Source organism: Anatilimnocola floriformis (genome assembly GCF_024256385.1).
Taxonomy (GTDB): Bacteria; Planctomycetota; Planctomycetia; order Pirellulales; family Pirellulaceae; genus Anatilimnocola; species Anatilimnocola floriformis.
Window position 1 is genome coordinate 4,608,184 of the sequence record NZ_JAMLFW010000001.1, and the last position, 24,906, is coordinate 4,633,089.

At 56.5% G+C, this 24,906-nt stretch carries 23 protein-coding genes and 1 other RNA gene; 14 read left to right on the top strand and 10 right to left on the bottom strand.

Annotation, left to right across the window (positions count from 1 at the left end; all coding sequences use genetic code 11):
* Positions 1-144: 144 nt before the first annotated feature.
* From M9Q49_RS17910 to M9Q49_RS17940, 7 genes are all read left to right on the top strand, one after another.
* The gene (locus tag M9Q49_RS17910) at positions 145-1,092 is read left to right on the top strand and encodes an integrase core domain-containing protein (protein WP_254510194.1); all 948 of its coding nucleotides are present in this window, start codon (positions 145-147) and stop codon (positions 1,090-1,092) included.
* 255 nt (positions 1,093-1,347) lie between these two features.
* Positions 1,348-3,153, top strand: coding sequence for a hypothetical protein (locus tag M9Q49_RS17915; protein WP_254510196.1), 1,806 nt, complete (start codon positions 1,348-1,350; stop codon positions 3,151-3,153).
* A 47-nt stretch (positions 3,154-3,200) separates the two neighbouring features.
* Positions 3,201-4,070 (top strand): type II secretion system F family protein, encoded by an 870-nt coding sequence (locus M9Q49_RS17920; RefSeq protein WP_254510197.1) that lies wholly within the window; start codon positions 3,201-3,203, stop codon positions 4,068-4,070.
* A 101-nt stretch (positions 4,071-4,171) separates the two neighbouring features.
* Positions 4,172-4,477, top strand: coding sequence for a hypothetical protein (locus M9Q49_RS17925; RefSeq protein ID WP_254510198.1), 306 nt, complete (start codon positions 4,172-4,174; stop codon positions 4,475-4,477).
* On the top strand, positions 4,474-5,001 hold the full coding sequence (locus M9Q49_RS17930; protein ID WP_254510199.1) for a hypothetical protein: 528 nt from the start codon (positions 4,474-4,476) through the stop codon (positions 4,999-5,001). The genes M9Q49_RS17925 and M9Q49_RS17930 overlap by 4 nt, the downstream gene beginning before the upstream one ends.
* Positions 4,994-5,497, top strand: a complete 504-nt coding sequence (locus M9Q49_RS17935) for a hypothetical protein (RefSeq protein ID WP_254510200.1) — start codon at positions 4,994-4,996, stop codon at positions 5,495-5,497. Before M9Q49_RS17930 ends, M9Q49_RS17935 begins: the two co-directional genes overlap by 8 nt.
* Positions 5,498-5,731: 234 nt before the next feature.
* The gene (locus M9Q49_RS17940; protein WP_254510201.1) at positions 5,732-6,628 is read left to right on the top strand and encodes a hypothetical protein; all 897 of its coding nucleotides are present in this window, start codon (positions 5,732-5,734) and stop codon (positions 6,626-6,628) included.
* Positions 6,629-6,765: 137 nt separating this feature from the next.
* On the opposite strand, the gene trhA is transcribed toward M9Q49_RS17940, so the two are convergent.
* Positions 6,766-7,284: a PAQR family membrane homeostasis protein TrhA gene (gene trhA / locus M9Q49_RS17945; protein ID WP_315861204.1), complete on the bottom strand. Its 519-nt coding sequence runs from the start codon at positions 7,282-7,284 to the stop codon at positions 6,766-6,768.
* A gap of 788 nt (positions 7,285-8,072) precedes the next feature.
* Between trhA and M9Q49_RS17950 the strand changes: the two genes are divergently transcribed.
* Complete coding sequence (locus M9Q49_RS17950) at positions 8,073-9,104, top strand: cyanophycinase (RefSeq protein ID WP_254510203.1); 1,032 nt, start codon at positions 8,073-8,075, stop codon at positions 9,102-9,104.
* 157 nt (positions 9,105-9,261) lie between these two features.
* Here M9Q49_RS17950 and M9Q49_RS17955 read toward each other — a convergent pair whose 3' ends face one another.
* The 7 genes from M9Q49_RS17955 to M9Q49_RS17980 form a co-directional block, all read right to left on the bottom strand.
* A complete protein-coding gene (locus tag M9Q49_RS17955; RefSeq protein ID WP_254510204.1) occupies positions 9,262-9,570 on the bottom strand; it encodes a hypothetical protein in 309 nt (102 codons plus the stop codon).
* A complete protein-coding gene (locus M9Q49_RS17960; RefSeq protein ID WP_254510205.1) occupies positions 9,560-9,841 on the bottom strand; it encodes a hypothetical protein in 282 nt (93 codons plus the stop codon). The genes M9Q49_RS17955 and M9Q49_RS17960 overlap by 11 nt, the downstream gene beginning before the upstream one ends.
* 133 nt (positions 9,842-9,974) lie before the next feature.
* Positions 9,975-10,145 carry a hypothetical protein gene (locus M9Q49_RS17965; RefSeq protein WP_254510206.1) on the bottom strand — a complete coding sequence of 57 codons (171 nt, stop codon included), beginning with the start codon at positions 10,143-10,145 and terminating at the stop codon, positions 9,975-9,977.
* 162 nt (positions 10,146-10,307) lie between these two features.
* Positions 10,308-11,012 (bottom strand): sensor histidine kinase, encoded by a 705-nt coding sequence (locus M9Q49_RS17970; protein ID WP_254510207.1) that lies wholly within the window; start codon positions 11,010-11,012, stop codon positions 10,308-10,310.
* Positions 11,013-11,091: 79 nt separating this feature from the next.
* Positions 11,092-11,316: a hypothetical protein gene (locus M9Q49_RS17975; protein ID WP_254510208.1), complete on the bottom strand. Its 225-nt coding sequence runs from the start codon at positions 11,314-11,316 to the stop codon at positions 11,092-11,094.
* A 111-nt stretch (positions 11,317-11,427) separates the two neighbouring features.
* Positions 11,428-11,910 carry an FKBP-type peptidyl-prolyl cis-trans isomerase gene (locus M9Q49_RS36115; RefSeq protein WP_390844298.1) on the bottom strand — a complete coding sequence of 161 codons (483 nt, stop codon included), beginning with the start codon at positions 11,908-11,910 and terminating at the stop codon, positions 11,428-11,430.
* Positions 11,911-12,421: 511 nt separating this feature from the next.
* Entirely contained in the window at positions 12,422-14,575 is a 2,154-nt protein-coding gene (locus M9Q49_RS17980) for an NPCBM/NEW2 domain-containing protein (protein ID WP_254510209.1), read from the bottom strand.
* 241 nt (positions 14,576-14,816) lie between these two features.
* Between M9Q49_RS17980 and M9Q49_RS17985 the strand changes: the two genes are divergently transcribed.
* Positions 14,817-15,044 (top strand): hypothetical protein, encoded by a 228-nt coding sequence (locus tag M9Q49_RS17985; RefSeq protein ID WP_254510210.1) that lies wholly within the window; start codon positions 14,817-14,819, stop codon positions 15,042-15,044.
* Positions 15,044-15,415: a hypothetical protein gene (locus M9Q49_RS17990; protein ID WP_254510211.1), complete on the top strand. Its 372-nt coding sequence runs from the start codon at positions 15,044-15,046 to the stop codon at positions 15,413-15,415. The genes M9Q49_RS17985 and M9Q49_RS17990 overlap by 1 nt, the downstream gene beginning before the upstream one ends.
* 139 nt (positions 15,416-15,554) lie before the next feature.
* Here M9Q49_RS17990 and M9Q49_RS17995 read toward each other — a convergent pair whose 3' ends face one another.
* Entirely contained in the window at positions 15,555-16,391 is an 837-nt protein-coding gene (locus tag M9Q49_RS17995; protein WP_254510212.1) for a S1/P1 nuclease, read from the bottom strand.
* Between the two features lie 328 nt (positions 16,392-16,719).
* Between M9Q49_RS17995 and M9Q49_RS18000 the strand changes: the two genes are divergently transcribed.
* The 4 genes from M9Q49_RS18000 (at position 16,720) to M9Q49_RS18015 (ending at position 18,469) form a co-directional block, all read left to right on the top strand.
* Positions 16,720-16,962 carry a hypothetical protein gene (locus tag M9Q49_RS18000; protein ID WP_254510213.1) on the top strand — a complete coding sequence of 81 codons (243 nt, stop codon included), beginning with the start codon at positions 16,720-16,722 and terminating at the stop codon, positions 16,960-16,962.
* An RNA gene (locus M9Q49_RS18005) (hammerhead ribozyme type II) lies at positions 16,962-17,026 on the top strand. Before M9Q49_RS18000 ends, M9Q49_RS18005 begins: the two co-directional genes overlap by 1 nt.
* Positions 17,027-17,049: 23 nt before the next feature.
* Positions 17,050-17,511 carry a winged helix-turn-helix domain-containing protein gene (locus M9Q49_RS18010; protein ID WP_254510214.1) on the top strand — a complete coding sequence of 154 codons (462 nt, stop codon included), beginning with the start codon at positions 17,050-17,052 and terminating at the stop codon, positions 17,509-17,511.
* A gap of 535 nt (positions 17,512-18,046) precedes the next feature.
* Entirely contained in the window at positions 18,047-18,469 is a 423-nt protein-coding gene (locus M9Q49_RS18015) for a hypothetical protein (protein WP_254510215.1), read from the top strand.
* Between the two features lie 306 nt (positions 18,470-18,775).
* Here M9Q49_RS18015 and M9Q49_RS18020 read toward each other — a convergent pair whose 3' ends face one another.
* Positions 18,776-24,751 (bottom strand): beta strand repeat-containing protein, encoded by a 5,976-nt coding sequence (locus M9Q49_RS18020; RefSeq protein WP_254510216.1) that lies wholly within the window; start codon positions 24,749-24,751, stop codon positions 18,776-18,778.
* Between the last annotated feature and the right edge of the window lie 155 nt (positions 24,752-24,906).

Sequence of the window (24,906 nt, forward strand, 5' to 3'; positions counted from 1 at the left end):
GCGCGAAGGGATTTTTGATAACTAGCTAGAGAAGCCAGGAAAGATCGAATCGGGATTCGAAGTCGAGCTATGTTTCAGATGGCCAGCGCTCACCTGCGCTGTGCAAAAAAGATGAGAATTCTTGTCTAACCAGCGGTTCTCCTAGTGCGTCTGGTCAAGTTCGCCCAGAAGCTCGGCGGCAAGGTTCTATCCCAGCTCGCAACGATCGTTCACCCATCCACGATCATGCGCTGGATCGCTGCGGAGAAGAAGAACAAGCCCAAGCCGAAGAAGCGGGGCCGGCCACGAACACCGGAGCAAATTCGGCAGCTGATTCTGAAGATGGCCAAGGAGAACGAGTGGGGCTACACCCGAATCATGGGTGAGTTGAAGAAGCTCGGAATCAAACCACCCAGCCGAAACACTGTCCGGGCAATCCTGAAGGGGCACGGCTACGACCCCGGTCCCAAACGTGGTGAAGGCACCTGGGATGACTTCCTCAAGCAGCACGCGGCGTCACTCTGGCAGTGCGACTTCTTTTCCAAGCGGATCCTGACGCTTCGTGGCATCCGGGAGGTGTTCGTCCTGGCGTTTCTGCACGTTGAAACCAGGCGAGTAGTGCTTTCGCCCGCGACCTTCCACCCGAACGAAGCGTGGGTGGTCGATCAGATGGAGCGATTCGTGAAGGAAGCTCGGGGCAAGAAGCTGCGTGTTGCGACATTACAACGTGAGCGGGACTCGAAGTTCACCGCATCCGTCGATCAAGCCCTCCGCTCGAAACGAGTGAAAGTGAAGAAGAACGAGTTCTGCGCCCCGAACACGAATGCGTTCGTCGAGCGGTTTGTGCAGTCGATCCAGCAGGAGTGCTTAGGTAGGTTTGTCGTGTTCGGCAGCGAGCACATGGACCAGATCTGTTCTGAGTATCTGGAGCATTACCACACTGAACGGCCGCATCAGGGCGAGGGGATTGATAACCAGTTGTTGAATCGGCAGAAGAAACGTGGGCGGCCGAAAAAGGATGCGTCGTTCGATCAGAGCCTGCCGCTGAACGAGATTCTGTGTTCGGAGCGGCTGGGTGGATTGCTGAAGAGCTACAGTACGAAGGCCGCGTAGAATTAAGGGAGGGGTCGATCGCTTGAATCAATTTCTGTCGATCAAATAGCGAACTCCGTTATGTGGATTAATTGGCCGTCGCCGCCCGAAACAATTCCACCGGAACTTTAAACCGGCGCTTCTATCCTGCTGCCAAACAGAATCGAGTCGTGACGAGACCATGTCGATTTCGCTGGCTTTCTTAGGGATTTTGGCGGTTGCATGGTTTTTTGCTTGAGTTCATAATCCCCAAAACCCTTATTCAGGAGCAAAGAATTGTCCATCCGCCGAATTTCGCTCCCGCCGCGGCGGCCCTTGAAGATATTCGCCCTGGATCCGATGCTTGGGCGGGTTGCGGGCAACAGCATAAGCATTGATGTCGCTACAGAACCCCTTCGGCCTGGCCCTGTCGGCTCGCGGATTTCCGTTGTTGATTACGATGGCGAGCGGAGAACGTATTATGAGCCGATCAATCTTAATTCGGCAGATATTCTGATGCAGGGAGGGCTTGACCCTAGCGAGGCCGATCCTCGATTTCATCAGCAAATGGTCTACGCGGTAGCTATGAAGGTCATCGAGAACTTCGAGCGTGCCTTAGGCCGTAAGATTACCTTCCGCCCATACCGCAAGCGTCCACAGTTAATGTTGCTGCCGCATGCGTTCAGGGGTGCAAATGCCTATTACGACCGTCAACATCAAAGAATTCTGTTTGGGTACTTTCAAGCGGACCAGTCAGATCCTGGCCCCAATCTTCCAGGGCAGAACGTGTTTACGTGCTTGTCTCACGATATTATCGCACATGAAATGACACACGCGATCGTAGATTCCCTGCGTGAGCATTTCATCGAACCAAGCAACCGAGATGTCTGGGCATTTCATGAGGGTTTTTCCGATATCGTCGCTATCTTCCAGCATTTTTCCTTTGCCGACATCTTGCTAGACCAAATTCAAAGCCGCGGCCCCGATCTGAGATCTCCGACACCACTTGTCAGTCTTGCGCAGCAGTTTGGATACGCAACAGGCAAGGGTGATGCGCTACGTTCGGCAATTGACTTACCAGACCCACGTTTATACCAGCAGGTTACCGAGCCTCACGACCGAGGATCAATACTAGTAGCCGCTGTCTTCGATGCCTTCTTCAACACTTATCAACGACGCATTCGAGATGTTATTCGTATTGGTACCGGTGGCACCGGGCGACTGCCCGAAGGCGATTTGCATCCTGATCTCGTCAAAGTTGTGTCTGACGAGGCTTCCAAAACTGCTCAGGGCATGCTCTCGATGTGCATTCGGGCATTCGAGTACTTGCCTCCGGTGGACATAACCTACGGTGATTATCTCCGGGCACTAGTCACCGCAGATTATGAGTTGTCGCCCCAAGATCCCCGGGGGCTGCGTGGTGCCTTGATAGAGGCCTTTCGGGTTCGTGGCATCTTTCCGCGTGGAGTCTCATCGTTGGCTGAAGAGTCGCTACTGTGGCCGCGAGTCGAGAGGGAATTACCACCATTTCCTACGGATTTGCTTGGCAAGCTCTTTGTGCGAGACGTCACTGTCGCTCAGAAGTTCAGGGATTTCGATGGCATTGGCCAAATCGACGCAATCAACAAAGCGAAGAAGGTAGATCAGAGAATATTTGTCAGACAGTTACGTGAATATGCTAAGGCCAATGCTGCTGCCCTTGCGCTCGATCCGGATCGTGAACTTCGCGTCCTCGGTTTTCATTTTGTCTTTCGTGTGGCCTCGGACGGGCAGCTGCTGATCGAATTGGTTGTTCAATTCGACCAGTTCGATGACTCAGAACAAGAAGAATTAGGAGGGCTACTATTTCGGGGAGGCACTACGGTAATTGCATCGGCTGAAGGGACGGTGCGCTACGTAATCGCAAAGCCGCTCCGCTCGGCGCACGGAGCGGGTGCGGCTCAAAGAGATGCCGAAACGCGTTTCCAACAGCAGCGTGAATTTGCCATACACTGTTCGCTAGAGGATCCACACTTCGCCTGGTGCAAGGACATGTATGCCAAAAACCATATGGCGGAAGCTGCCAAGGCGGGTTTTGCAGCCATCCATCGGAGCATTCGCTAAATGAACTCATCAGTGAACGTCCGCATGTATAATGTCGGATTCGGAGATTGTTTCCTCTTGACTTTCCCGGCTGCGGATCGGCCTCGCAACCTGGCGTGCTCCGCGACGAAGATATTCTGACGCTGCGTTTCGACGCCCAATCCGGCACACGCACAGCAGCCCTCCGCGCGAGCCTCGATCATCCTGCCGCCACGGGATTCCAAACCTGGCTCTACTTCAGCACCATGTTCATCTATTTCGGCACGGTGCTGCCGATCAGTTTGGCGTCGTTCCTGTTTGCCCAACTGCGGGTCTTACCGCGCCTTGAGAAAATTTTTGGCGAATTTGGAATGCGCAAACCGGCGCTGTTTGCATGGTCGGTCAATTCCCTGGAACCGTATTCAAACCAACTGCTGATCGCCGCGCTCCTCCTGCTAGTTGCGATCATTTGGCTGTTCGGAACGCGGACCGGACGCCGCCTTCGCTGGTCAATCGCCGCACGTCTGTTTCGCTCGCTCCGCGAAGTGCACGCAGCCGACGTGCTGCAGAAGTTACGAGTGGCTGCGACGGCCGGGCGGCCGATTCCGGGCGCTCTGTCGACGCTCGCCCGTTACCACTTTGATCCGACAATTCGCCATGAACTGCTCGTGGTCCGCAATGACCTGGAGCAGGGATTGCCGGTGTGGCAGAGCATGTCCGCGGCCGGATTGCTCTCGTCGCCAGAGGCGAGCTTGCTCGTGGTGGCCGAACGGCAGGGGTCGCTAACCTGGGCGCTCGAACAGCTGGTCGAGGTCAAACGGCAGCGCGTCGCCGCGCGCTTGGAACGGGCTGGAGAGTTTCTGCTTCCCGCGTTTGTGTTGCTGATGGCGGTACTCGTGATTATTCAAGTCAGCCTGTTCTTTGTTCCCCTGATTACTCTGCTGGAAGGACTGCTGTGAGTCGCTTGCATCGATTTCCATCCCGACTCCGCGGCGTTAGCTCGCTCGAAGTGGTCGTAGCTTTCACGCTGCTCAGTTCTGCGCTCATCGCGGCTGTTCCCTTGATCGTCGCGCACAACCGGCTTTTGATCGCGCAGCGGCACCACCGGGTGTCGCTCGCGGAAATCTCCAATCAGTTGGAGCGCTTGAGCCTCCTATCTGCTGCGGAGTTGCCTGCCGCCGTCGAGAAATTGACGCCGTCCGATTTTGCGGTGGAGCGGTTGCCGGGGGCCTCGCTTCGCGGCGAACTTCGTGAGACCACCTTCGGTCAACGTGTCTCTCTCGAAATGTCCTGGGACGAGATCAATCGCGAGGCAGCGCCCGTGCGTTTGACGACCTGGCTCTTTCCTGCGGAGGACACCCCATGAAGCGCCGTAGCGGGATTAGTTTGGTGGAGCTGGTGGTTGTCATGTCGGGGTGCGCCGTGTTGCTCAGTCTAAGTGCAGCCTTGTTGCAGCGCGTGATGCAAGCGCAGGTACGATCGCGAGCGGATGCCGATTTGCAGCGCACACTGTTGCGTCTCGATCAGAGCGTACGCAACGACGTCCACACTGCTTCAGCGGCGGAAACCGATCCAGCAAAACTCATGGCTGGCGCGGTGTTGCGCCTCGAGTTGCCAGACTCGACGGCCATTGAGTATCGCCGGCAGGAAGCTGGGCTGCAGCGAGTGCAGCTCAGCGGACAAGAGATCAAATCCCGCGAGACATTTTCGTTTCCGCGCGAGATCGAACCCGCAGTTACCCGTCCGCATCAGCGGCTGATTGTGCTCTCGATCGAAGCCGATGATGAACTCTTCGTGGATATTCCGCCCGTTTATGTACGGATCGAAGCTGCTCTGCCGTACGAGCGTCCACGCGCAGTCCGAAATAGCCAGGAGCAGCACGATGATTAAATCGCCACGCAATCAATCCCTGCCCAGAAAACGCCGAGGCGCAATTCTCATTGTGGCCTTGCTGTGCCTGCTAGTAGTCATGTCGCTGCTGGGGACGATGCTGCTCGCCGCGCTGCAAAGCACTCGGCAGTTGCATGCCGAGCGCGACCTGCGAGCCATGATCGATCCGAGCACCGGCCGCTGGATTGTGCAAACTCGGCAACACGAAACGCACTTCAGTGCGTTGGACCCGAACCGCAACGTGATCGACCGCGGCAGCCAACGGACGAGCAGCTCGATCTCGACCGACGCCAACGGCAACCAGATCGAATCGGTGACGACCAGCTGGACCAGCTACGGCGTGCCCCACTCGAACACGGTAACCCGCCGCATCACTAGCGGCCCCAACGGCACGGTGATCAACGACACGGTGATCCTGAAGGGAACGAACTCCTCGACCGGTGGCTCCTCAACCAACAACCAAGTCACCCCCCTGCCCGCCGGCTTCGAAGAATAACACCAACCGCCAACCGGCGCGTCCAACATCACTTCATCCTCATCCACGCAAACCCCGGACAACCTCCGGGGTTTTATGCGTTGCTAGGCAAGAGATTCACTTCGCCGTTTCTAACCCGGAACATCGCGAGAATTGTTTTTTGAAAATTGTTGGCGGGTTGTTGGCTTCGATTACGGGCTAAGGATGTCTCAACAACGGTTGCTGAGAAAAACGCCTACTGTAAGGAACCTATTCGTGAAGATCTCGATCCCCTCCGCCCTGAAGTCCGCCGCACTTGTCATTGTCGGTGGCTTGTTTGCCACGCAGGCATCGGCCCAATCCATTCAATTCAATGTCGATGCCGAGACGGCGGCTCGAATCGCTCAACTCATTGGTGGCGGCTGTTTACCACCGGGTGATTTTGCGCCAAACAACGGTGGGCCAATAATTGTGGGGCCCGACTTTGACGATGTGGCGCCCGCTCCAGTTCCGACCACTCCCATCCCGGAGCGGCTTTGCGGCGTTTGGATCGAAAATCACGACTCCGGCAAGCTCTATCACAAGATCGGAGCCGATGGCGCGCACAAGTTTGGCTATACCGACGGGGGTGGCAAAGTGAAAACGCTCGAGCAACGGGCTAGTTGGCTCAATGGCAAGTTGCTGCTTCAAGACGGAACTTACAGCGTGGTGATCGCTCGCGATGGCTCGGCCACACTCACCAACAGCGAGGGAGGGGGAATTCGAGTCTGGAATCGTGCTAATTCCGCTCCTGTTCCCGCGCCCGTTCCTTCACTCCCGGCACCCGCTTCATTGGAAATTCCCTCGGTTGCCAATAGCACCTATCACGAAGAAACGAGCGAAGACGGCAAACCCATTCTCTACCGCTATGTCTTCGGTGCCAAAGGTAACTACGACATGTACAAGTATGGCATGTCGGCCAATGGCGAATGGGACATGGACAAACCGCTGGCCCACTTGGGCGAAAAAGTTAAAGCAGGCAATCGCCGATACCGCCAGACCAACGACAACAAGACACTTTCACTTGCTCAGCAGCAAACTTGGGGCGAAGGCCCGATGACCGTGCAAGCTGCTGGCAACAAGTTAATTCTGAATCACGATGGCAAGGTCCGCGTGTGGAAGAAGCAATCCTAGCTTCAAGCAGCCGGGGAAGCGTAATTCACATTTCAAGCCGCCGAGGATTCTCGGCGGCTTCACGTTTTTTCGCAAAAAGAAATCGGTACGACAACTGATGTCGATGAGACCGAAGCGGCTGATTGTCTTCTCGCGAGCTACGGTCGGCTCCCCGCGATGTACACCAAGACTCCGTACCAATGGCAGAGACTTCCGCCGATTACGGCGACGTGCCAGATGCCGTGACTGTGGTATTCACGATTATCCCAGCGATGAAAAATGGTTCCCGCGCTATAACAAATTCCACCGGCGAAAACCGTTCCCGCAGCGGCCAAGGGAAGAGAAGGAAGGAGGGCTACCATCGGTATCAGAGCTAACCAGCCAAGCAGCAAGTACGACCAGATGGTGGCTGAATCGATACGGTGGGCGAGCACCAACTTCGACACAGCGCCCACAATCGCCAGCGACCACATGACTGCCAAGAATCCCCACCAGAAAGGCGTACGCAGGTATGCCAACGACCACGGGGTGTAGCTCGCCACAATTAGCAGGTAGATCAAGCCCTGATCGAGAATTCTAAAGAGCCGCCGACGTTGGGGCTGAGCAATGGCGTGCGAAAGAGTGGAGACGGCGTAAACAGCCACCAGGGCTGCCGAAAAGATGGCGCACCCTGCAATTCGCCAGGTTCGTGTGTCTCAACGGCGCGAGCCATGAGCACGCCGGAGCCCACAATGCTCAGAATGCATCCGGCGGCGTGAGTGACAGTATTCACACGTTCTCCGGCGGGTAGTGTTTGGAGCATTCCAGTTAACATCGGACAAAGTGCTACCCATCTTTATAAGTGGATCACCTGACCATACCCGCCAATCGTCGCCGTGTGAACCGTGGCAGGCCATCTACGCGGCTAACCAGTTGCTCAATCGTCTGAAGAAACGTGGGCGGCTGAAAAAGACCTCGTTCCATGAGGCGTTCGCCGCTCACCGGTTTATGCTTGGCGGACTTGTTATTGACTCGCGGCTTCGAGTGCTAGGGCGTCTGCCAGCATGCACCTCGCTTGGAATTAACCTCGACGAAAAAGAGACGAGCACCTCGCGAACAGCGTTGCCGACACTGAGGTCGAATATCTCTGTCCGGTATTGCTCGAAGGACCTCGCGCGTCACTCATGCCGAGTCACAGGCCCGAGGCTTTTTTCATAAGCCGTTAACGACTCGATTGCTACTTTTATCCAAGAGCCATCAACGAAAATAGATGGCGGCAGCGAGCATGTCGCCGAAATCTTTGAGGCACGAACCAGGTACGCGGGGGTGACGCTTGAACGCATTATCTCGGTAGGAATTCCCCAAAAGTGAATCATCGCGTCATTCATAACTACCCCAAAATTAAAGGAACCGGCGAGCATACGTGATCTCCAGGCTACTTGATTCGAGTGGCGAGGTGGGATTTGTCGCAAGCGATTAAAAACGATTGCAGGTTCAAGTCGCCGCTCCCGTATTGGGATTGTGCTGCCATCTCATTGCTGCGACCAAGGGATTCCCGCTGCACCTTGGCCGGATCTGTCTTGCTTGGTTGCCTCGGCTGTTGGTCGGTCTAACACGGCCGGATAACGCATTCGGCAGCAGCAAAAAGGATCCTCGCATAGGCACTTTACAAATTGGTCGGATCTTAAGCTTCGTCGTGATGAGCTTGTCGTGGGGTGCATCGGCTGCCTCAGCGACACTGCCGGATGACCTCGGCAGCGAACCGTCTGGCGCCCTAATTATCATCGGCGGCAACTCGACGCCGGCCGAGGTGTATACCGCTTTCTTTGAATTGGCAGGGGGCTCACAAGCCCATCTGATTCACATTCCGACGGCTACGCAACGCTTCGAAGCAATCGCCGACAAAGACGATTATTATTCAGCCTGGACTCAATGTCCTCAGCAGTCGTTTTCGTTCTTGCATACACGAAGCCGCGAAGAGGCGGCAACCGAAGAATTTTCGCGGCCATTGCAGCGGGCGACCGGTGTGTGGATTGGCGGAGGCGATCAGAACCATTTGGCCGACATCTACGGCGGTACGCCAGTAACCACCGAGCTCCGCGGCGTTATCCGGCGCGGAGGCGTTGTCGCCGGTACCTCATCAGGTGCGTCCATTCTCTCGCGCGTCATGGTCAGCGACGAAAATGAACATTCCCTCCGGGTCGCACTTGGCTTCTCGCTTTGCGAAAACTCGATTGTTGATTGCCACTTTACCGAACGCGAACGCATGCCGCGAATGTTGCGAATGCTCGAGCGCTATCCACAGCACCAAGGTATCGGCGTCGACGAGCAGACTGCGCTCGTGCTGCGCGGCGATCACGCCACTGTACTGGGAAAGGGGACTGCAACTTTCTTTTGCAGTCACCAGACAATCTCGCTCAGCAGGCAGCGCGTGCTACGAGCAGGTGAATCATTGACGTTGAGCGAATTGTGGACGAGTCCCGGTGAGTTTGTCCGCAGCGCCGAGTTGCAAAAATAACTCGCTGCGATTCGCAGGTCTGGCGGTTGATGGCCACATGAAGGTCCACCCGATGCCCCACGTTCGCATGTGCGGGCATTTTGTCGTTGGTACGCAATTTTGTTTCCTGCTTGTGCCTGATCTGAAAACCGAAATTGGTCCGTGTGGCAGCACAAATTCACGTGATCTGTCTCGGCGGATGCAGCGGTGACTTGGAAGCAGGCATGTCTCGCTGAAACCATTGCGTTAGTCTGTGGTGGTAACTGCCGATCAATTCACCCTGCGACTGATGACATTCACCAAACAACTTCACACGGCGCTGCAGTAGCTCCGCTCCTGCGGGTGTGAGTTTTAACTCCTCGATCAATGCCTGCAGGTGAAGCAGTCGATCTTCGGTCAGTTCCTCTATCATCAGATATTCAGCCGCAGTCTGATACTGCAGAGTGATTTCGTTCCCTGCGCGTGACGCTTTACGACTACGATCCATTTGAGTGTCCACCTGAGTTTGTGTTCGCAATTTCCTCACGCAACAACGCCAATAACTTTTGGATCTGCGCTAACAGCTCTTGAGAATGAGCCGAAATGCCAGTCTGGCGCGACTTCTGCCAGACTGCTGCGAGGTTGTTCGCAGCGCCTTCCATGGCGACTGCGAAATCGAGGGCACGCTGAGTATCTAAGGGCTCGATCTTTGCCTGCTTGGGTTCGTTTGGATAAACACCGAATACGCTCCGATAGTTTTCGCGCGCATCACTCGACATCGTTTGCCCTTTCGGATTTCGCTCAAAATAGCCAACCAAGAAACGCAAAGCACGCTACTTAGCCGGACAAGGCCTGGTCACACGGTGTTTGAAAGGTTGTGGCCTACCACACTGACCTGCTGTTCCGGGAAGGTTAGTCAGTTAATCGCAGTGCATAAGCTCGATAAAACAGTAAAAAGGCTAGGCTTCCCAGCAATGCAAACAAGATGGAGCACGGTTCGACCTGAGACCAGCTAGCGGCTGCGAAGGCGACACCAAAGGCACCTCCAACCAACGCGCCAAGGACGCCGATGGCGATGGCCACTGGGAATCCTCCGGCGGTAGGCCCCGGCATCACCGCGCGGGCGAACGAGCCATTTAACATTCCAATTAGCAGCCAGAGAAATATGCTCATTCTTGACCTTTGTCGTGCATTCACATTGTGAACTGAAGTTGAACAAAACGCTGACGAGGAATCGAATTCAGCTCATTCCAAAAAGTCACCTTTGTCGAATGCAGGCAAAGTAATGACGAAACAGCTTCCCATGCCCTCGCCTGAATCCACGGTCACTTCGCCACCGCTCTGCTCGACGAGGTGTTTGACAATCGCGAGCCCCACGCCCAGTTTTGGGCTATGTTTGGCGGAAGCGCGGTACATCGGTTCGAGCAACTGTGTCCACTGAGAGTCGGGCATGCCAAGACCGTTGTCGCTAATCCGCAGTTGATGGCCGCCGGGTATAGATTTGAATTCCACGTTGACCCGGCTTTCACCTTTTTCAGGATCGCCGTACCGCAGAGCATTCGCGATCAGATTTTGCAGAATGTGCCGCAACCTCACCGGGAACCAATTCACGTTTTCGCAGCTCAGCGTCAATGAGAGGCTGGCTTGAGGGCGATTCTCCAGCCGCTGCTGCCAGCGAAACACGCTTTCAATTAACTTTCGTAGCATGATCGGTGCGGTTCGATCGAGAGCTAAAGGAGATTGAACTTCTTCCCGGATATCTTCGATCAAAGTCCTCAATCTCTCACGGCTATTGTCTGCTGCCCCAGCGGTAGTCTCGCCGCTACAAATTTCCGCTCCTTCCAAACAGATTTGTTGCAACTGTTTGCGAAGCCGATCGACCTCTAACTCCAAGTCAGTCATGTATACCGAGAGAAGGTTAAGCCGATTTTGACTGGTTAGCTGGGTCATTGGACAGTTTCTCGTTTCGTGTTTGCTGAGATTGCGGCATTCGAATAGGCCAGTGCAGCCGGCGATTAAAGCACGACAGTTACTCCCAAGTCAGGTAAAAAGTGTTGTCGCGTGAACCGTACCCGACAATGCTTGCCTTGCGTCTGAGGCCTTCGGCGAGTTGCAGAGTGATTGGCGGCTTGCCGGCCCGGAACCGGCGGAGTTGATCGCGTTTAGCCGACGTTAATTTGTCCTCCACAAATTTCAGCACCACAGAATCGCTGCCACCAAAATCCCACGTCGCTTCCGACTCGAAATCGTCCATCCGCGCCAATCCGAAATTTTGCCTGGCATGCGAGAGAGTTTGAAACACATCGGTACCCATTTGAGAAACCAAAGCCGGTTGCGTGGGAGTGTTTGTTCGGAAAATTCGAGATCAGGATTCACCACCTAGTTCCATCAGCGGTTCCGACAAGTTCGACTCCGCAGAAGAGCCAATGGAAACAAGGTAGATCGCGAGATTCACGGAGCGCCCGGCGCGCGGATGGTTACCATTCACGAGAACTGAACAGGCCAGGAGTTCAACGATGCGTACTCTGCGGCCGGCTACTAAGTCAGGACTTCGTTGAGTCAGCAACATGCCTCGGATCGGTGGCGTCTTCGTGTGGAGACTGCGACGCGATATTTTCCGAATTAGCTGAGTCTGCACTTCACCGTATGCTTCCGCAGGTGGCAACGTTACACATTTTTGCTCTCCAGGATGCATCCCAAGTACACACTGGCTGAGGCCTGGCAGCAGATGCACGCTGCCAACGATGAACTCCAAAACTTTTGGCTTCGTCGATCGGGGATCGTTTTCCCGAGCATCGTGCATGTGCGTGTATCGAACACGGACTCTGTCACCAATTTGCGCGCTCATGCTTTCCACTCCCTTAGACCTGCAACTACTTCGATTCAACGCCTCCGAAGGGCATGATGGCCCGCGATGCACCGCCGACGACGGACGGGTAAAAACTAAGAGCCCTCGATCAGAAATAATTTCCGAGGGCAGTTAAGAAAGGCCATTCGGCCTGTTCGCACCTGCATTGTATACAGATGCGGTGAAAGGTGTGTTTTAAATCCGCGAGTTGGTGCGAAATGATCTTACTTTGTTAAAGTAGTAGCCGTTAAATCGAGTTGAAAATTTATTTCGCCACATTTTGTGGCTCCAAGGTTTGCACGATGCAGCCGAGCGAGCAGTTGCCCTCGGAACAGAGATCGCCTAGTCGATGTGTCCACACATACGTGGCATTCTCGTTAGCAGAGGCCTTGGTTGCGATTGTCGCGGAGTGTCTAGCAGTTTCAACCGCGGATGCGACGACAACGTGTGGATTGGACTATGGCTCGGATTTCGATTGCCTGGCCACTACAGACCGGGCATCTTCAGACTGCTATCGAAATGCTGCGTAGCACCAAGAGCTGTGATCTGCGAAAATCTCGCCTAGCTCATCGCATTCGAGTTCGAGGACTTTGGCGTCAGCGGGAAGCTCAACGCAAACCGTGTCTAACGGCTTACGCTCGCTCGTGAAGAGCACGCGATTATCGGCCTTCACGATAAATTTTACCTGGGCGTTGCAGGCACCGTAGGCGATTGCCGTGAAATATTTGGCTTTCGCCGGAATCGCATAGGTCAGTTTGGACGGAGCGTGAGCAAATAGAAAATCGGTGCAGTCCGATCCGCCAATTGTTGGGATGTGCCCCCGGAAACCTTTCGGAAAGCTCGAGACGCCTAGCAAATTGTTATGCGCGTTCGCAGAGAGTGGTCTTAGGCCAGTAAGCCGAGTCGGTTTAAGCGCAAGCACGCTTGCGGGGATGGGCTTGACCAGCGGCGCATCGCGGCCGATGGAGGCTTTCCCTTCGACGCTGCGAACCTGGCATTTGGAAAATAAGGCCTGGTCAAGAAAAGTGGCCAGTCCCGGTTGCGAGGTTGTCCCGATGAGTGACTCCCGGCGTTCAATGTTCGCCACGGGTCCCTTGTATTCAATGATTTTTTCACCATTCAACAAGAAGTTGATCTGTGCCTGATCGAGTTGGATACGAACGTTGACTTCGTATCGGTAGCTATGATTGGAGTGCAGCAAGTTTCGCCTAACCTGCGGACCGCTAGAAATACCCTCGAACACGCAGGACTCATTGTTGTCAAAACAATCGACGCGCAGCTGAACCCAGCGGTCAGCAACGGGGAGGATTAGATAAATGTCTTTATTTGCTTCCGCGAGCTTGAACTCGACGATCAAGTCGTAACTGCAATTGGCAAGCAGTACTGGCAGACGGAGCTTCGGTAGTTCGGTTTTGTCGGCGATTACGATCGTATTTTGCGGGCCCTTTTTCCAAAAACCGCGTGCTACGTCCTTATCAAAGTCCACGAGCGGAATCAGGTCGACCCATTCGTTCAGCGGCAACGCCTTTTTGGTTGGATCATCAATGCTTAGTCTTGGCAGCGGTGCGGGACCGAGACTTTTCAACTTTTCTTCTACCGCCGCGCGAGGAATGCCGACGAATGCCTCGTCTGCAAGGGCTTCTTCGAACAGCAGTCGGGCGAGTTGCTTGCCCGAGGCAGCATCGGTCACGAGCCAACGATCAGCAAGCGTGACTTTTTCGCCGGCCGTTTTGACTTCGATACTCTGCGCGGCGAGCTTCTTCTTCTCGGGATCACTACCGAGGGCGAGGTAGGTCAAACTCTCGCGTACCCTTCCGCAAGTCAGGAGGTAGTTGCCGTAGGCTTGGTTGGCAATGGGATCGAGCGGTTTAGTAGCCAAGGTTTGTTGCGCTTGGTGAGCGCTCTCGGCGATCGTCAATCGCTCACGAGCAGTGACGAGTGCATCGGCAAAGTCCTTGCGACTCTTTCCAGCAGCCGTTTTGAGAATAAGTCCGTCCAGGTGATCAAACACGAGCTTGGCGAGATTTGTCTGGTTGGAATTAGCTGCTTGTTCAGCGAGTGGGAGTAACAACTGGATGGAGTTGACGCTTTCGGCCGCTGACCAGGAGAGCTTATTATCGGCCGCCAATAGCAGCGGCAGCGCGTCATCGTCGTTGGCCACTATCAATTCTTTGAGCAGGCTGCGGACGAGTTCTGCCAATACCTCACGTTCTCCGGGCGTGGGCTTGGCAGCGTTTGCTTCAGCTACGGCAGCCAGGATTTTTGCTTTCGCCTTTCTCGCCGGTGCGGCCCCCAGCATACCGCTCGAATGTTTCTGCAAAGATTCGAGCGCCGGCAGAGCAGTTTTGTAATCATTGCCTGCTGCGGCTAGGCGGACTGTTTCCTGCCACGTAGCCAGTAGCGAAGGAGTGTGATCTTTGATCGCCGCGCTCGTTTTGGCTTCTGCTGCCAAGAGCGATGCCAATTTCGGCCCATTTACTGGCAATGTGTCAGGATTCGCCGTGAGATGCTCGTAGAACTTTTGAAACTTGGGATGCATTCTCAGAGCATCCCTCGCAGAATTCACCTCAGCGGTCAGCTTCGGATCTTGCGCAATAGACTGAGCAGACCACCATGCGACAAGGCAGAGGACGAGCAGGAGGGTGGACTTTAGCGAGGTACACATTTCGGCCGCCAGGAACAGTCAGATTTAAGTGGCAACCCGGGATTATCCGCTGGCACTTACGGGGTGTCAAACAATCCGAGTTTCGAATACACCGCCCGTCCGACAACAGTGTAAAGCGGGTACTTTCGCATCGTCAGCCGAAACGACGCTGACGGTGCCCACGGTCCGATTTGATCTGTTAATTGCTGCAACGCGGGTTCTTTGGAGTCAGGTGCAGCTCCGCGGGGCCAAGCTGTACCGAATGCATTTCTTCGCTGGCAAGCTGCAGTACCCCGGAAAACGGCAATTGAGTCTGTTCGATCCGCCACAGGTGCGCGACGACAAGTTGCGACAACTTAAAGCGGAGGTGAATCAACGCCATGGGCGGTTCGCGCTGCGTAGCGCCGCCACGTTGCCACTTACCGAGATATACGCGGACGTATCTAACGGTTACGGAATTTGCGATGTGCAAGGCAAGACGTGCTTTTAATGGACGGCTTAGCTATTCCCTGGTCGCTGTTGCCGGCAGAGCTGATTGAACAGCATCGGCTATCGCACCGCATGCACGAGCGAGGCGGTGAACGCGAAATACGCTTCCTGCGCCGCAGCAAGTTGCCGCTGTTGCCGGTGTGGTGTGACGGTCAGTACCGAGTTGTCCCCTGGGGCTGCCGCAGCGGGCTTCTGCCGAAGTCTGGCCTGACTTGGCTTACGACAGTCGAGTCCGGAGAGTGGGTGAACTACTGCGCTGACGCGGTCACAGTCCCTGCCGTGCTGGGCCTGCAAAATGGAATCTGGTACCGCATTCGAGAAGGCGTCCAGGGGCTCATCGTCGAACGTCGGGAGCTCACGGCGGCTACGTGATTGTCGAGCCAGCGAGCCATTATTTCCGCGTGATGACCAGAGCCGACAAGATGCCAGTGTTAATTCAAGAGCGGATTTAGTGCCCAGACGCGCCGGCATTCGGCTACGGAATGCCGGGTGAGATGACGATCTCAGTGGTTTATTGGAGCGCTTCGTTCAGAAGCTTGGCCAACCGAACTCCTGCTTTCTGGATCTGGCTCTCGATTACCGGCTTCGCCGCAGTGACGTAGGCTTCATTAATCACGAATGGTGTCGGCGAGTGGTCCGGAATGTCTTTGTAAGCGACATCGTGAGCCAGATTGTGTCCCTCGTTGGCCCAAGCGGCGGGATCTGTGATCTGTTCCCAATCCGTCTTCTGCTGAGCGGTGATCCGAGTTTGAATTTCGGCAGCGTATTCTTCAGGATCCAACTCCTGCATGTTTTCGTCGAGGATCGCGCCGTCCCACACCGAGTGCAAGTTCGTAATTCCCTGGCGATCCAAAAAGCGGACATGAACCTCGTTGCCGCCGACATCGTTGTTTCGCTCGGCGCAATGCAGGGGTTGGTGAATGTCGCCCACGAAGTGGACCAGGAGCTTTAGTGCCATCACCTTCTTGGCCTGCGGCGCATTTGAGCTCTTGAGTATGGCCAACTGCTCTGAAATCTGTGCGACGACGCAGTCCTTGTTGATGCAATCACGACTGGCCTTGTAGTCGGCGGCATCGTCAGGGATGTCGACATAGTGCCACGAACGAGTGTGCTTGCCGGCCGTCGTGTGCTTGTAGCTATCAGCGAACATGCAAATGCTGCGATCGTAGATATGCTTCTGATCGATGAGTTGCTGAAGCTTCTGGCGCGCTGTGTCCGTCAAATATTTGTCGGCAACTTTAGCGACTGCGATATGACCGTTGTCGTCAAAGGCCCACGCCGATTGAGCGGCGAACGGCGTGGCGTACAAGAGCGAGGTGAAAACAAACTGGAACATCAGACGCGACATGTTTTTCTCCCGAGGGCAAGTTCTAGAGAGCGAAAGGCGAACGCAGTTGAAGGGCTACAGCGGTGGGCAACATATCGAAAGCCGTCCTGCCATTCAATTATTTGTAATCCTTGGGGCGCAACTTCATCAAATCTTCCCGACGCACGCGAAACCGGTGACATGGATGGTCACACGAAATTCCTGGCTCAAACGTCGATCGTGCTTTAATAGTTGGGAACATCTCAACAATTCTTTCCCTGATTCCCAAAACAGCGCTTGATGTTCTTCCGAAGTCATGGCTCATGTGTGTCTGTCCGCAGGACGGATTACCAAACACGGAGCACGAACCATGAGCAGCGAACGAAAGAGCGGGGCGGTCAATCAGAAGGCGTTCGAGAAGGTCATTCGCGACAACCTTTCGCCGGAGGGCGTAGCCGCAGTGGTGATGGCGCTGCAACCAGCGGGCTCGATCCCGACTACGACGCCCGAGGGTGAGCAGGCGATCGAGCAAGTCCTTTGGTTCCGAGACACGCTGCTCGACATAATCGGCGTGGAGACCTTCAACCGAACCATGGATGAACTCGGGTTCTAAGCCGAAACGCCCACGTGGGCGTCGCTCGGCGGTGGTTCGCCGGGCCTGATGATGGCAGCCGATCCATCCCGAACCAAGGAACGAACGATGTCCAAGAAAACCAGCTCGAAGACCGCTACCAAGAAGAGCACGAAGAAGGCCGCGCCGAAGAAGACCGCGCCGCCTGTGGCAACGCCCAAGCCCGGCGAATGCCCCAAGGGTGGCTCGCACGAATGGACTGAGGAAGGCACCGAGACTTACTGCTCGAAGTGCAAGGAACCAAAGGTGGCGAAGTCCAAGCGAGCCGCCAAGGAAAGGTCCGCGAAGCCGGCGAAGAAGGTAAAGCTATCCGCCCTCGACGCCGCGGCCCAGGTTCTCGAATCCAGCGAGCAGCCCATGAACGCGAAGGCGATGATCGAAGCGATGACAACGAAGGGACTCTGGTCGAGTCCCGGCGGCAAGACGCCCCACGCCACGCTCTACAGCGCGATCATCCGCGAGATCTCGGTGAAGGGGAAGGAATCGCGGTTCAAGAAGACGGATCGGGGGGATTTTGCGTTCAACGGGTAGGCCTGTCGACGAAACCCCTCTGAAACACGGAAATGAATAGGGTTTCGTCGACGCGGTAGGTTTGCCTCTGACGCCGCAGGTTTGCCGCGTGCGGGTGTTTTCTCGTGGGTCGGCCAACTTCTCGCACCACCAATACTTTGCAAACGCGGGCCACTGGTGCAAAGTCCCGTGCGATCCTGGTGTTTGCTCCGATTCTTGGGCAGATTTCGGGAACTACACTGGGGCGGAAGGAAATCAGGGATTTTCTGGACTGGGTCCACTCTCGCGCCGTCGCCGAAGATGGTTCAAATCCTGGCCGGATTGTCAACAAGGCGCGGGTGCACTTGCGAGCCATCATGGCGTGGGGGCATGGGACCAGGACCTGCTCGACTCGCTGACGCGTTTCCCCAAGCCGAAGGAACAGCGAGACGTTGCGGGCCGACACTATCTCACTAAGGCCGAATTAATCGCACTCTACTTTACGACTTATCAGATGAAGCGGCCGCGCGGGTGGTCGGAGCCGCATCCAGTCGGACGGTATTGGCGGTGCGCCCTCGTGTTTTTCTACAACTACGGTCTCGACACCGGAACCATTTGGAAATCCACTTCTTCCCATGAGCCGATTCTCTGGCGCCACGTCTGTTGGGAGAAGCAGTCTCCTGACCGAGACGTCAAACAGCAATCGCCGTGGGGTTGGCTGTTCTACAAGCGTGTGAAGACGGGGAAGACCTTTCATCGCCCGATGAATCGCGCGGTTCATTCCAACATTAGAACTCTCTTGCCACTGCAGGTCCGTCCGGAAGATCCGGTTTTCCTTGGCGGAGGAGCGCGGCCGAACGCCCGCTTCGAGGAGCTTTGTCAACTAGCTGGAATCAAGGCGAAGCTCGATATCGAGTCGGGTACCGAAGAGCCTTGGTTGGCGGCATTACTTAACGTCACTATGCCCATCGAGCACCATTGGCGTTCAAGGCCATCATGACCATTCCGCAGCCTTCCGCCTTTCACTCCCGGATGAAGGGCCAAGAAGGTCAGTGTCCTTGCTGTCGAAGCCCGTTCTCCGAGTCAAAGTGACGGATGACGATGTGACTGAAGCACGTGATACAGTGCGACTGGATTGGGTGGCCTTTCTCGTGAACGCAGTCAGCAACATCAACCGGTATGACGCACGCCCCCTGACCGTCGGCCAGCAGGGCTTTGTCCTTGCTGCCGACTATCATTCGCCGAGTCAGAGTGACGGAGGACGATGTGACCGAACCGGTTGGCGCTTCCATCAAGCATTCCGACCTTAGACGTTAGTGATTGCGATTTCCGCGCCTGGTTTGTTGATATCCGGGAGCTTGTCCTTAACCGTAGCGGCGCCCGAGAGGCTGGCGAAGAAGAAATCGAGAGCCCCAGCACCGCCGTTCAGTGTGTCCGACACGCCATCGGGATTGAGTGCGCCGTCGAGATCCATGGCCAGTTGCGATGTCCGGGCCGCATACGTTCCGGCTCCCGTCCAGTGAGCCAACAGGTTGGCCAGGTCGGCGGCGATCGAGTCGAAGTCGGTCGAGCTGTCGATGAGCAGATCCTGCCCCGCGCCGCCAGTGAGATTGTCGACGCCAGCGCCACCAATCAAGATCGCGTGGCCAGCGTTAGCGCCGCCTGGTGGCGTGCCGCCAACCTTCAGCGTGTCGTTGCCATTGCCACCGACGAGAACGGCAGGACCGCTGCCGGCGATCAGCGTGTCGTTCCCTTCGCCGCCGAAGAGAATCGCAGTGCCGGAGCCGCTGGTCAGCGTGTCGTTGCCACCCTTGCCGTCGATTTGCAGTTTGCCGGCGTAGGCCGAGGCGTTGATCACGTTGGCGCCGGCTCCGCCTGTTAGGTCCGCGGCTTCAAAACCGTTGAACGAGATCGCGCCACGGCCAGCTCGCGTTAGAGTCGTGTTGTTCAGGGTCATCGTGGTGGCGTTGTCCGTCACTGCCAAGGTGTCGGTCCCCGCGCCAGCCGTGAGGGTCGCAGTTCCGGCCCAGTTATCGATCGTGAATTTGCTGTCGACCGCTCCCGCGACGGAAGTCAGAATCGCATTTTCAATCGCATTGAGCTGCACCGTCGGCTTGGCAGGGCGCTGCAACTGTGTCGGGGTGAGCGTGTAGTTGTCGCTGCCGACATCTTCGATCGTGTCGGTGCCAGCGCCGCCGTTCACTGCCAGGGCCCGCGTCCAGCCGCTCACCGTGAACTTGTTGTTCGCGGCACCGCCTGTCAGGGTCGCGCTGGCAATGCCGGTCATCGTTACCGTGGAGGTCACCGAGCCCGACGTGCGTGTGAGGAGCGAGTCCGTCAGCACAAAGTTGCCGTCGCCGGTGTACGCCACTGCATCGCTGCCACCCGCACCATCGATCAGCACGTTGACTGCCAGGTTGTTGAATACGAAGTAGTCGAACCCCGAAGTGCCCGTGAGCTCGATCCGTTCGATCTGCGTGTAGGCATCGGCGGACGTACCGACTCGCACGGTAGTGCTCGAAATATTCGCGCCGCCCGGCTGTTCGACGATTCTGTCGAAGCCTGCTCCGCCGGAGATGGTATCGTTCCCCGCGCCGCCGATGAAAATATCGTCGCCGGCGTTACCCGCCATGACGTCGGTACCATCGCCACCGATGATCGTGTCTGGGCCGCTGCCGCCAGAGATCGTATCGTTGCCGGCATCACCATAGATGGTCGTCGGAGTATTGATCGGCTTTGCCGTGGTCGATTCCACGACGATCGAGTCGTTACCCGACCGCCCCGCGATCACCATGCGGCTGATCGACGCCAGCGAGAAGGTGCCGATTGCGCCAATACCCGGATTCATGTAGACGGTGATCATGCCCGGCGACGTAACACGGACCACGATCGCATCGTTGACGTTATCGCGTCCCGTGATCACGAGCACATCGGGATTGGTCGGGCCGGGATTGTCGGCATCGTCGATCAGCACCGCCGTCCCTTGGGCGAAATTCTGGATCGTGAGTTGATAATCTTCCACTTCACCGTCGTCGGCGAGACCGGTTGGCAGCGTAGAACCCGTGGTGCTGATGCGGAAGCGAGCGTAGGTCGTACCCGTGACTGCATCATCGGGGATGGCTACTGTGAGCGTGTTCAGCCCTGGCGTGACCATCAAACCATTGGCGATCTTCTCGGCAACGTCGAACACGCCGTTGCGATTGAAGTCGATCCAGGCATCGACAATGCCCGCCGCCGTCGCATTGAGGGTGATATTGGTCTTCACTCGCGGCTGCAGAGTGGTCGAGCTAAACGTCACGCCGTCTTCGTCATCAGTGCCGTTGGCGTCATCACCGGTCGCGGTGGCATTCGGCTGGCTCGCGGTTTCGAAATCGCGAGTTCCGAGCAGCGGTCCGCTACCGTTGTCACCTTCATAGTGCTGCGCCACGCCATAAGTGGCGGGAGCATCGCCGAAGTCGTAGTCTGCAACGTTCGTGAGGTTAATCGTGACCGATCCGGTATCGGTATTGAAGCCATCGCTGACTTGCACCGTCAACGTGAACGTCGGATTGGTAGTGAACACGAGTCCGCTCGCATCCGCAACCGTGATCTGGCCGGCATTGTTGATCGCAAAAGCACCGCCGGTGTTACCTGCCGTGATCGACCAGGTGAAGGTGGTGTTCGCATCGGGATCGGTCGCGGTCACGGTACCAATGAGCGTCGCAACCGCGGTGTATTCCGGAATCGTGAACGGGCCTGCCGGATCAACGACTGGGGGCTCGCCAATCGCCGATAGAGTCACGTCGGTGGTGGAGTAGTTGATCCGCAACTTTTCGGCGTTCAGCGTGAGTTCATCGTTGTTGTCCAGATCAACGAAGGTGCCATTGCGACTCGTCGACGTGACGATCGTAAAGGTGTCGCCGACGGTCGGTACGTAGGCTCCCGTAATCGTCAGGTCCGACTCCGTCAGATCGACCGAGTTGGCGATCACATCCACTGCGCTGTAGTCGTTAGCTGCGGTGAGCGTCAGTTCGAGCTCTCCACGCAAGATGACCGCGCCGTCGGCGGTGAGGGTTGCATCTCCGACGCCGACACTTAGCTTGCCATCGAGCCCAATGTTGACACCCGCTGTCAATGCGACAGTCGTGCCGCTAATCAACGTGCCGGAATCTTGCCCGACGTCGCCAGTTGTCGCCGTTAACGATACCGACGCCAACGCTCCGCCACTGGCTGTCTGGATCGACTTACTCACCGTGAGGTAACCGGCAGTCGTCACCGATACGGTCGTGGCAGCGACATCGGAGGTGATGCCGCTCAGCGTGCCGACTTCGCCAATGACGAGCGTCGCGCCAGAGTCATTCTTGAACTTGATGTCCCCGGCAGCATCGTTATCCATCGCAACGGTCAAGACATTGTTGGAGCTCGTGTCGAGCGTGATGTTCGCTTGCGCTTGCACGCTCAGCGCGTCAGCTTCGATTTTGCCTGGAATGGTTGGTGAGAAGTAGAGTTGTGACACGTCGCCATTGGCCGATGTCAGGGCAACCGAGTCCAGTCGCCCGCCGCCAGTCTGTTGAATGAAATAGCTGACAACAAGGTTGCCAGTATTCGTAAGTTCGACAGTCGTGTCCGCGCTATCCGAAGTGATGCCGCTGACACTGCCAACATTGCGCAGCGAGGCCGAAGAGACCTGGAGCGATGACGAACTGTTATTGAATTCAATCGCGCCTTCCGCATCGGTGTGAGCTTGGAATAGGCTCACGCTATTTGCCTGGTCCAGCTGAATATCGGATTCAGCAATCACCGTGAGCGCTGTGGCCTGGATCGTGCCAGTCGCGGCCTGCGACACACTGCCATCGGTCGAGGCCAGGCCAACGTGAAACAGCGAGCCGTTCGTTGACGCGATCGACTGATTCACTACGAGATCATCGGCTGTGTTGATGCCGACGAGCGTCGTGGTCGAAGTCGAGGTGATTCCAGAGATCCCGTTGACCGTGCCAATCGTCAATGTGCCGCCCGAGTCGTTCTTCAGATACACACCAAAGTTGGTCTGCGTCGTAGCGGCGAACGTCGAGACGTTGTTCGTCGCGCTATCGAGTTCGATTCTTCCCGTTGCGGAAACACCGAGAGCGGCGGCCGCGATCGTGCCGCTCGCGGTTTGCGTCAAATCGTTAGGCGTGGTGAGGAGCACGGTGTTGAGTCGCCCGCCGGCAGTCGTTTGAATCGCCTGCTCGATGCTCAGTGCACCCCCAGTTTCGAGCGTGAGATTCGCAGTTCCCGCGGTTGCGGTGATGCCGATGATTCCGCCTACCGTTCCCACCTTGAGCGAGTTCGTCGAGTCATTCAGGAACGAGATGCTCGCGCCACCGCTGGTCATGGCCACGGTGCCGACGCTGTTTACGCCCGTCGTCAAATTGATGCTGCCGGCGGCATCCACTGCCAGGCCCGGCGCGGTAATGCCGCCGGTCGCAGTTTGCGTCACCGTGCCGTTCGCGGTGAGCTCGACCGCGGCAGTCAGCCCACTGGCAGTAATCCCTGCGGCGCCAATGCCCCGAGTTCCCACGTCGACCGTACCGATCGTCAGCGCGGTGCTGCTGACCACCTCGAAGTCGCCCGTCGAAGTTCGGCCAGCGAGCGTGCCAATGACGTTACTTGTGCTATTGAGAGCGACCGAACCGCCCGCGGCGGACAGGTTCGCAGCGCGAACGGCTCCGCCCGAACTGGTCGAGATCGTGCCTCCAGCCTGCAGGGCAACGCTCCCACCCGCGAGCTTTATGAAACCGTTCTCAAAGTTCGTCGTTGCGCCGGTGAACGAGATGTCGCCGGTCGTGATGAACCGCAGCGTGTTTACCGTGGTTTCGTCGATTGCAGCCAGTTCATTCGACGTGAAATCCAGCCCACCAAAATTGAACGTGTTATCGAAGGCGATATTGCTCGTCGCCGCGATTTCGACAGCCGGCGCTGAAACCGATTGAGTAAGCGCGCCGTTGAGCGCCAGCGAATTGGTTTCGAAACGCAGCGTTCCCGTCGTGCTGTTGCCGGAAATGGTGTTGGCGACATTCACAGCTGCGGCGCGCAGCGCGATCAGCTGAGACGCATCGTCACCGAGCGTCGTCGCGCCCGAAACGGTGATCGTGCCGCTGGCGGCGACGGTCAGATTGGTCGCGGCGATCGCGTTGAGTTCAGTGTTTGTCAGCCCAGGGGCTCCCAGCGTCAGATTCACTCCAGCGCCGAGAGTCTGCAGCAGAACGCTTTCACCAGTGAGGGCCTTCGAGGCATCGAGATCGAAGACATCGGCATACAGTGACAGCAGTTTCTCCGTTCCGCCGGCGGTCACTGCTTCGTTGACGGTGATGGTCCCTCCCGCTGCCGACGATAGGGTGACGTTGCCATTGGTGGTCGTGACACCCGCAACATTTGCTGCCGCAGGTCTACCTGTGGCCAACGTCGAAACCGTCAAATCATTGACCGACTTGAAACTGAAATCGCCGACGACGTCGGTCGGCGAAGAGACGAGAAATCCGTACGCATTCACTTTGCCGGCGATCTCTGAAACCTGGTTGTCAGCATTCAGCGAAACGCCCGCTCCCGCTTCCGCATAAACCGAGTCGGCAGTGATCACAGCTGTAGAGGTTTGCGAAACGGTGAATAGATTCGTTTGCAGATAGCCGGCCATCAACGACACCGTTTGGCCGGGGGCATTGATGGGTGCTCGCAGAACGACATCGCCCGAGTAGGGGTGAAGATACACCGGGCCGGTGGAGGTGATCGGCTGATCGATGTCGATCGGCGCGCCTAGTTGTTGGCTGCTAAGCCTTAATCCATTGACGCTGAGAGGTCCGCCCGTTACATCGACATTAGCCCCACCAGCGTAAATGTCTTCGTTGGCAAAGGCGGCGCTGCCCACGATGGTGACCGAGTTGAAGATATTAGCGTCGACTGCACCCGGGAGGACAGTCACTCTGTCGAAGTCGGCCAAGTTGAACGTGGCCGTCGAAATGCCGCTAGAAAAGGGGTTGCCATTGATTTGGTGAGTCGTGCTGGTCAGCGTCAACGTGCCGCTCGACGCGGACACCGTCAGCTCGCTGCCGGAAAGGTCGGTAGTGATGAGCAACTCCGTGCCCGTGTCGGCCGCCGTGATCGCCATCATCGATCGTTCTTCGAGCGATTCCAATCGCAACTGCGTGCGGAGCGAATGGCGCGTCGGTTTCGCTAGCAGCTGACGTCGTTCTTTTTTCTGCTTTCGGCTCGGGCCTTGGAGGTTGGTTGTCGCCGACTGAAGCCAAGAACTTAAGAAATTAAACATGGGCGACACCATCTGCTGCAGCTCTATGGGTAAGTTGATACCAGAAGCACAGGATTTGGCAGCATCCCGGATTCGTTGAATCAACATCGGCGTTGATTGGTATGTAGCGTGTGTGAAATTAAGCGCCTCGAAGAAGTCGCCTTGGCGATCGAGCA

Coding starts and splice junctions, on each gene's coding strand:
- M9Q49_RS17955 (WP_254510204.1), bottom strand. CDS start 9,570: ATGGATCGTAGTCGTAAAGCGTCACGCGCAGGGAACGAAATCACTCTG.
- M9Q49_RS18010 (WP_254510214.1), top strand. CDS start 17,050: ATGTCCAAGAAAACCAGCTCGAAGACCGCTACCAAGAAGAGCACGAAG.
- M9Q49_RS17960 (WP_254510205.1), bottom strand. CDS start 9,841: ATGTCGAGTGATGCGCGCGAAAACTATCGGAGCGTATTCGGTGTTTAT.
- M9Q49_RS17930 (WP_254510199.1), top strand. CDS start 4,474: ATGAAGCGCCGTAGCGGGATTAGTTTGGTGGAGCTGGTGGTTGTCATG.
- M9Q49_RS17975 (WP_254510208.1), bottom strand. CDS start 11,316: ATGGACGATTTCGAGTCGGAAGCGACGTGGGATTTTGGTGGCAGCGAT.
- M9Q49_RS17935 (WP_254510200.1), top strand. CDS start 4,994: ATGATTAAATCGCCACGCAATCAATCCCTGCCCAGAAAACGCCGAGGC.
- M9Q49_RS17995 (WP_254510212.1), bottom strand. CDS start 16,391: ATGTCGCGTCTGATGTTCCAGTTTGTTTTCACCTCGCTCTTGTACGCC.
- M9Q49_RS18000 (WP_254510213.1), top strand. CDS start 16,720: ATGAGCAGCGAACGAAAGAGCGGGGCGGTCAATCAGAAGGCGTTCGAG.
- M9Q49_RS36115 (WP_390844298.1), bottom strand. CDS start 11,910: ATGAGCGCGCAAATTGGTGACAGAGTCCGTGTTCGATACACGCACATG.
- M9Q49_RS18020 (WP_254510216.1), bottom strand. CDS start 24,751: ATGTTTAATTTCTTAAGTTCTTGGCTTCAGTCGGCGACAACCAACCTC.
- M9Q49_RS17980 (WP_254510209.1), bottom strand. CDS start 14,575: ATGTGTACCTCGCTAAAGTCCACCCTCCTGCTCGTCCTCTGCCTTGTC.
- M9Q49_RS17970 (WP_254510207.1), bottom strand. CDS start 11,012: ATGACCCAGCTAACCAGTCAAAATCGGCTTAACCTTCTCTCGGTATAC.
- M9Q49_RS17990 (WP_254510211.1), top strand. CDS start 15,044: ATGGACGGCTTAGCTATTCCCTGGTCGCTGTTGCCGGCAGAGCTGATT.
- M9Q49_RS17985 (WP_254510210.1), top strand. CDS start 14,817: ATGCATTTCTTCGCTGGCAAGCTGCAGTACCCCGGAAAACGGCAATTG.